This window comes from Desulfosarcina sp., from assembly GCF_046496365.1.
Taxonomy (GTDB): Bacteria; Desulfobacterota; Desulfobacteria; order Desulfobacterales; family Desulfosarcinaceae; genus Desulfosarcina.
Genome location: NZ_JAWOHB010000088.1, coordinates 1 through 7,212, shown reverse-complemented (window position 1 = coordinate 7,212; position 7,212 = coordinate 1). Strand labels below are relative to the sequence as shown.

Annotated in this window: 5 protein-coding genes; all 5 read right to left on the bottom strand. The window is 57.9% G+C overall.

Annotated features, from left to right (window positions below; all coding sequences use genetic code 11):
* Positions 1–976: magnesium transporter (mgtE, locus tag R6V78_RS07230; RefSeq protein ID WP_410288665.1), on the bottom strand; the 976-nt coding region annotated here is incomplete at its 3' end.
* Between the two features lie 105 nt (positions 977–1,081).
* On the bottom strand, positions 1,082–1,804 hold the full coding sequence (locus tag R6V78_RS07225; protein WP_410288664.1) for a helix-turn-helix domain-containing protein: 723 nt from the start codon (positions 1,802–1,804) through the stop codon (positions 1,082–1,084).
* A 54-nt stretch (positions 1,805–1,858) separates the two neighbouring features.
* The gene (locus R6V78_RS07220; protein WP_410288663.1) at positions 1,859–2,845 is read right to left on the bottom strand and encodes a SurA N-terminal domain-containing protein; all 987 of its coding nucleotides are present in this window, start codon (positions 2,843–2,845) and stop codon (positions 1,859–1,861) included.
* Between the two features lie 5 nt (positions 2,846–2,850).
* The gene (locus R6V78_RS07215) at positions 2,851–3,522 is read right to left on the bottom strand and encodes a SurA N-terminal domain-containing protein (protein WP_410288662.1); all 672 of its coding nucleotides are present in this window, start codon (positions 3,520–3,522) and stop codon (positions 2,851–2,853) included.
* A gap of 120 nt (positions 3,523–3,642) precedes the next feature.
* Complete coding sequence (mfd, locus tag R6V78_RS07210; protein ID WP_410288661.1) at positions 3,643–7,131, bottom strand: transcription-repair coupling factor; 3,489 nt, start codon at positions 7,129–7,131, stop codon at positions 3,643–3,645.
* Positions 7,132–7,212: the final 81 nt, after the last annotated feature.

Here is a 7,212-nt window from a genome sequence, read left to right as displayed (position 1 = left end):
TGCCCATGATGACGGGGATGAAGGCCGCCAGGTAAGTGATCCGCCTCAAACTCTCCTCGAAGTGGCCGATGACGTAAAAAGCGAATATGCCGCCCAGACAGCTGGCAAAGAGCCAGGGCAGGCGTATGCGGGTGCTTTTTAATATGCTTTGTGTTTCAATGAACTCTTCGCCCACACCGGCCATCTTCAGGATGTCTTCGGTGGCCTCCTCGCGGAAAATATCGATGACATCGTCCACGGTGACGATACCCACCAGCCGGTTGTTTTCATCCACCACCGGTACGGCCAGGATATCATAGCGGGCCACCAGCTTGGCCACTTCCTCTTGATCCATATGGGTCTGCACGGAAAGAACGTCGGTGGTCATGAACGATTTCAAGGGTGTCTGGGGTTTGACCACCACGAGTTGACGCAGCGAACAGACCCCGACGAGCTTGCCATACTCGTCCACCGCATAGAGATAAAAGGGCATCTCTACATCGGCAAAATCCTTCTGGATGCGTTCGATGGCCTCTTTGGCGGTGATTTCCTGATTCAAGGCGATAAAGTCGGGGTTCATGATGCCGCCGGCAGTATCGTCTTCGAAGCGCATGAGGTCCTCGACTTCGTCGGACCCTTCTTTTTTCATGCGCTTGAGCAGGCCGTTGGCAGTTTCATCGGGAAGTTGGTTGAGCAGGTCGGCGACATCGTCGTTGGGCATGTCTTCCAAAATGGCGACGACTTCATCGGGGTCCATGCCATCGATGAGTTCAACAAACAGGTCCTCATCCAGTTCGCTGAAGAGGATTCCCTTCTGTTCGACATCGTCAATCATGTCGAACAGAAGGCGCTGGTCCTGGAGGGGCAAATCCCGGAACAGGATCGAAAGATCGGCGCCATGGGTCTTGTTGACGATTTTTCGCAGCCGACTGCTGGCGCCCCGACGCAACAGCCGTTTAACACTGACAATCAGAATTTTTTGTCGGTCCTGCGCCATGGGATGTCTTTTCTTAAATTTTTAAATACAATCAACGGGCGATTACGCTCAGACCCCCATCCGTCTATCGGCGGTTGGGTTTCGACGGTTGGCAGGCTTCGGGGTTCAAGGAATCTTCAGGCTCACCACCTGACCGCTGCTGCCGAAGATCTTCACGGGCCGCTCATCCAGAAATATCTGCACCCCGGTGGCATTTCCGATCATCAGATTGAAGTTGTCGGTGCCTTCAAGTTCCAGGCGTTCCTCGGGTTTCAGGTTGTAGGACTTTGCATGCTGGCCGTCCACGATCACTTTCAACCAGGTCTGCTCCACCGCGACGATCTTCAGTTTGAGCATGCGCTGCGCCTTTGCGGCAGGCTGGCGATCTCCAGCTGCGGCGGTTTCAGTGGCTGAAGACCCCGGCCGGTTGACGCGCACCGGCGCCTCGGTGGGCGGAAGCGGCGCAGTGTCCAGAAAAAAATCACCGAAGCGCAGCAGCAACACCATGCCGACGATAACACATGCGGTCATAATCACCCGGCGGACCATCCGCAGCTTTTCCCGGCGCCTCAGCTTCTGCTGTTCGGATGTTTCCTGCAGCTTGAGATCCGCCAGGTAGAGATCGGCTGCCACGTCCGCGTTGGCCCCCACGGCAGCGGCATAGGTTCGGATGAAGCTCTTGACATAGACCCGTTGAGGAAGCCGGTCATGTGCACCCTCCTCGATTGCCCTGAGGCAGTGGACGGGTATCTTTGTTTGTATGGCGACCGTTTCGATCGCCATTTTCTGTTTAACCCGGCAGCTTTTCAGATAGCTTCCGAATGTATCCGGACTGGTTTCCGATTCCATATTGAAGAACCGCTGTATCCAGGATTTATGAACCCGATGGGCAGGTTCACCATCCTAATTGATAATTTTGATGTGTGATTGGCTGCGCAGACTCTCCAGCCAGGAGAGGAATTTTTTATCCACCACCTCGGTAAAGAGTTTCTGGTGGATTTCTTCTCTTACGCTTTCCAGGGGTTTCCCTTCGGTCCGGTTGATCGCTTCCACGAAAAAGAGCTGAAAACCCAGATCCGTATCCAACACTGCAGTGGCCTGGCCAGGCTCCAACCCGTCCAGCGCCGACTGAATCTGGGGGGAAAGGGTCTCTTTGGCGAACTCGCCGATATTTCCGCCGTCCGCGGCAGCCGGTCCCTGGCTGAACTGTCTTGCCAGATCGGCAAATGATTCCCCGGTTTCGACCCGATGCCGGAGTTGTTGCATCTGCTCCCGTACGGCCTGTTTTTCAGCCTCGGTGGAAAAATCCGGCACCCGCATCAGGATGTTGCGCAGCTGGTAGTGGCGCTTGCCGCCGTATACTTCCGGATGGCTGTCATAGTACGACCGGATTTCCTCTTCGGTGACAACGATTTTGGACTTCACCTGGTAATTGACCAGCCGCGTACGCAGTGCCTGCTCCTTTATCTTCTCCCGATATTGCTCCATCGTCATCTGTTCCTGCGTCAGGAATCGGCGCAGATCCTCATCCGTGAAGGAATTGGCCGCTTTGATGCGTTCGATGGTGCTGTCAACCTCCGCCTCATCCACCTGGATGTCATTGCGGGTGATCTCCTGGTCGGTGAGTTTTTCATCCACCAGGCGGTTGAGCATCTCCTCGCGGACGTTGAAGAGCATCTTCCGTTCCTTGTCCGTGTCGAATCCCTGCTGGCGGATGCGCTGGGTATAGGGTTCCATGCGCGCTTTGAGTTCAGACAGCAAAATGATGTCTTCATTGACCACCGCCACGATCCGGTCAAGCACCTCTGCCGCCGCGGATGCCGTCGCCGTGGTGGTGAAAACCAATATCAAGATTCCGATCAGCACACTCAGATACAGATTTCGCTTCACGGCTATTATTCCTTTCCCTGACTGTCGGAGCCGCCATCAGGGTCCTGGGACCGTCCCCACACATCCCAGTTGATCTCCACCCCGTAACGGATTCGCAAGGCATCCATCCATTGCGGGTAGGCAGCTTCCACTTTTTCGCGCCTGAGCTGTTCCACGATGATTCGCTTCAAATCCGTCTCCGGCGCTTCTCCGTCCTTGACGGATAGTTCCGCCTCGTGGGCCTTGTAGTAAGTTTCAATGTCCTTGGCCGTTATCGTCAGCGTTTGGACCAGATCCTGGTCCACTACCTTTTCCATGAGCAGGCGAGTCCGCAGCCGGTCCTTCCACAGGGAGTAGGGGATGGCACTTTCCAGCAGCATCTGCTCGAATTCATCCTCCGGGTAATCCTTTCTGATCGCCTGGATCCCCGCCTCCAATTCGACGTCATCCAGCTCGATTCCCAGTTCGTCGGCCCGTCGGTCGATGACCGCCTCTTCAGCCATCTGGTTCAACAGGCGCAAGCGGGCTTCCTGAAGCACCTGGGGATCCACAGACCGGTTGTCGCTGTAGGCAATCCGGGCAGCCTCGAAGGCGCGTTCGAACTGCGCCAGGGTAACCCTCTGCCCATCGGTGCGGATCAGCACCGTTTCCTGGGATGATGGGTCGTCCGGCGCGGAACACCCCGCCAATAAAACCATCAACCCAACACAGATGGCCCGATATGCACGGGCGACGTCAGGTGGACGACGACGCGCAAACGATATCCGGGTACATGTATAACTTATTGCAACCTTTCTAAATATGTTCCCCATAAGCGTTCAGGAGTTAACATGTTGCGCTATTTCGATCAAGATGTTTTTCGCCTGGGCCAACATGGCGCGCAGCGGCCCTTTTGCCAGACCGGCCTTGAATTGATGATCAGGGGTGAATTGGTAGGGCTGCTTACCGGTGGTGATCATCTGGATAATGCCCAACGGCCGCCGCTGGTGGGCCTCGCTGAAGGAAAGAGACAACTGGCTGCCGAACAGGTCCAGGCGCTTGACGCCCGCGCGGACCGACAAGACGCGCAGCATGATCTTGAGCAGGAGGTTTTCCGTCTCCTCGGGAAGTGGTCCGAAACGATCGGCCAGCTCCAACTTCATGGCGGCGATCTCCTTGAGGTCATTCATCTTGGCCAGGCGGCGGTAGAGCGACAGCCGCTGGTCGATATCGGCCACATAGGCTTCGGCCACGTAGGCCGACATGGGCAGGTTGATCTCCGGCTCCAGGCCTTCGGTTATGGGCTCCCCTTTTATCTGGGCCACGGCCTCCTCCATGAGCTTGAGGAACATGTCGTACCCGACGGCGGCAATGTGGCCCGATTGGGATGCCCCCAGGATGGCTCCGCCTCCCCGGATTTTCAGATCGTTCATGGCAATCTGAAAACCGGATCCCAGGTCACTGTGCTCCATGAGGACTTTCAGGCGCTTCTGGGCATCCTTGCCCAGGTGGCTCTCTCCAGGGATGAACAGATAGGCGTAGGCCTGTTCATCGGACCGGCCCACCCTGCCGCGCAACTGGTAGATCTGGGCCAGACCGAAGCGGTCCGCCCGGTTGACCAAGATGGTGTTGGCCGTGGCCACATCGATGCCCGACTCGATGATGGTGGTGCACACCAGCATGTCAATTTCCCGGGCCAAGAAGCGGATCATCACCGACTCCAGATCCTCCTCGGCCATCTGACCGTGGGCCACGGCCAGGCGCACTTCGGGCACCAGCGCCTGGAGATGGTCGGCCATGCGGCCGATGGCGTGTACATTGTTGTGCACGAAGAAGATCTGGCCGCCCCTGGCCATTTCGCTGCGGATCGCTTCGCTGATGATGGTGTCGTCGAATTCGCACACATAGGTGATGATGGCATGGCGCTGCTCCGGCGGGGTTGAAATGACGCTGATGTCCCGGATGCCCATCATGGAGAGATGCAGGGTTCTGGGAATGGGTGTCGCCGTGAGGGCGAGCACATCCACGGTGGTTCGCAACCGTTTGAGTCTTTCCTTGTGCCGGACCCCGAAGCGCTGCTCCTCGTCGATGATAAACAGACCCAGATCGGCAAAGATAACATCTTTTTGGAGCAGACGATGGGTGCCGATGACGATGTCCACGGTGCCATTTTTAACGTCCGCCACGATTTGGCGCTGGTCGGCCCGGGATCGAAAGCGGCTCAGGCAGGCCACTTTCACCGGATAGGCCTCAAAGCGTCGCACAAAGGTGGCGTAGTGCTGTTCCGCGAGCACGGTGGTGGGCACCAGCATGGCCACCTGTTTGGCTTCGCTGACAGCCAGAAATGAAGCCCGCAGGGCCACTTCGGTTTTGCCGTAACCCACGTCCCCGCACACGAGGCGGTCCATGGGATTCGGGTTGCGCATATCTTCGAGCACATCTTCGATGGCCTTGAGCTGATCCGGAGTCTCTTCGTAAGGGAAATCCGCCTCGAAATCGGCAAACTGGCTGTCGGCTGCACCGTAACCGTGACCGGCATTGACGGTCCGCTGGGCGTAGATCCTAAGCAGTTCACCGGCGATCTTCTCAGCCGACTGGCGAACCTTTTCCTTGGCCCGCTCCCATGACCGGCCGCCCATCTTGTCCAGGGCCGGCATCATTCCTTCAACGCCCATGTACTTTTGAATCAGGCCCATGCGGTCCACCGGCAGATAGAGCCGGTCGTCGTCCCGGTAGACGATCAGGAGGTAATCGTTGACCATTCCCTCCAGGGTCAGTTTGACCAGCCCTTCGTACTGGCCAATGCCGTGCTCGTCATGGACCACCAGGTCTCCCTGCTTGAGATCGGAAAAAGCCAGCAGTTCGGTTCGCACGGCTTTTTTGCCGCGCCCGGGTCGTCTGACCCGGGGACCGAATATCTCGGTTTCCGTAACCACGCTGAGGCCGTCCGCCCTCCAGGCAAAACCCGCCGACAGGCTGCCCAGGCAGATGACTACCTGTCCCGCCGGGAGTTTCCGCGCAAACGGCTGGCCGGTCAGCGTTTCCACGCCATGGCCGGCCAGGATGGATGAGAGCCGCGCTGCCTGACGTTCGGTCTCACAGACCATCACCATGGTGTGACCCGCATCGCGCTGCAGCTCAACCCACTGGACCAGCGGGGCGGCCGGCCGGTCGGATTTCCTGGATAGGTCCATGGCCAGCGCCAGGTTGCTGTTGTCGGCGACGTCGGCGTCCAGGGTCAGGCGATCGCCCGAACCCGTCACCGCCAGCGGCGCCAGGGAGATGGACTCCCGGCGGGCCAGTTCGGCGCTGATCTCCGTCCAGCTTAAAAACAGATCCGCCGGTTCGACGCAAAGCTGTTTTCCGCTGCAGGCTTTGGCATGGTTGACCTGAGCGGTCTGGGTATTTTTTTCAGCGGCCGAAGCCAGTTCCGGCGGGTTTTCGACCAGAATGACCGTATCGTCCGGCAGGTAGTCGAACAGGGTGTCCAGACGGTCGTAGATCAGCGGGGTAAGGCTTTCGATGCCGGGGAAAACTCCCTGCTCCTTGATGCGTTGAACGATGTCGCGGACCGTGGTGCGCGGCAGTTCCTGTTCCAGCGCCCGTGCGCGGAACCGGCCGACGATGGCATCCAGCTGGGTCTTCTCCAGGGTCACTTCTCTGGCCGGCAGAATCACCGCCTCGTGCACATGATCCTGGCTGCGCTGGCTGGCGGGGGAGAAAAAACGGATGGTTTCGACAAAATCGCCGAACAGTTCGATACGCAGGGGGTTGTCGTACAGGGGCGAAAAGATATCGATGATGCCGCCGCGAACGCAAAAATCACCCGGTTCCTCCACCACGACGCTGCGGTTGTAGCCGCCGGCCACCAGCTTGGCTACCAGCCGATCGGGTTCGATCTCCTCTTCGGCAATGATCAGTTCGGCAAAATCGGCCAGCACAGACCTGGGAATCAACCGCTGGCGCAGCGCAGCGGCCGTGGTTACCGTCACCTGCGCCTGATGGCCCTCGATCATGGCATACAGCGCGCGAATGCGTCGGGCCGCTGTTTCGTTGTGGTAGGACATGAATTTGAAGGGTGAAATGTTGTACGACGGAAAGAAAGTGACCGATGTATCTGTAACCCCCCCAAAAAAATTGATTTCGGCCTGGCGTTGTTCGGCGGCCTTGGTTGAAGCGGTCACCACCAGCACGGGGGTTTTGAGCCGTTGTCTGACGGCGGCTGCCAGATAGGCCCCGGCACTTGCGCTGATTCCGCTGATAACCAGAGGGCCGGTGCGCTCGGCGATGGCCTGGATCAGCATATCCGATCTACTTTTTGCTTGCATTTGGTCCATAAACACTATACTTGATTTCCCTGTTTTTAAGCCGGCGTAGCTCAGCTGGTAGAGCAGCTGATTCGTAATCAG

Bases quoted from the DNA above. Each gene is read 5' to 3' on its own strand.
- R6V78_RS07225 (WP_410288664.1), bottom strand. From the start codon at position 1,804: ATGGAATCGGAAACCAGTCCGGATACATTCGGAAGCTATCTGAAAAGC.
- R6V78_RS07215 (WP_410288662.1), bottom strand. From the start codon at position 3,522: ATGGTTTTATTGGCGGGGTGTTCCGCGCCGGACGACCCATCATCCCAG.
- mfd (WP_410288661.1), bottom strand. From the start codon at position 7,131: ATGCAAGCAAAAAGTAGATCGGATATGCTGATCCAGGCCATCGCCGAG.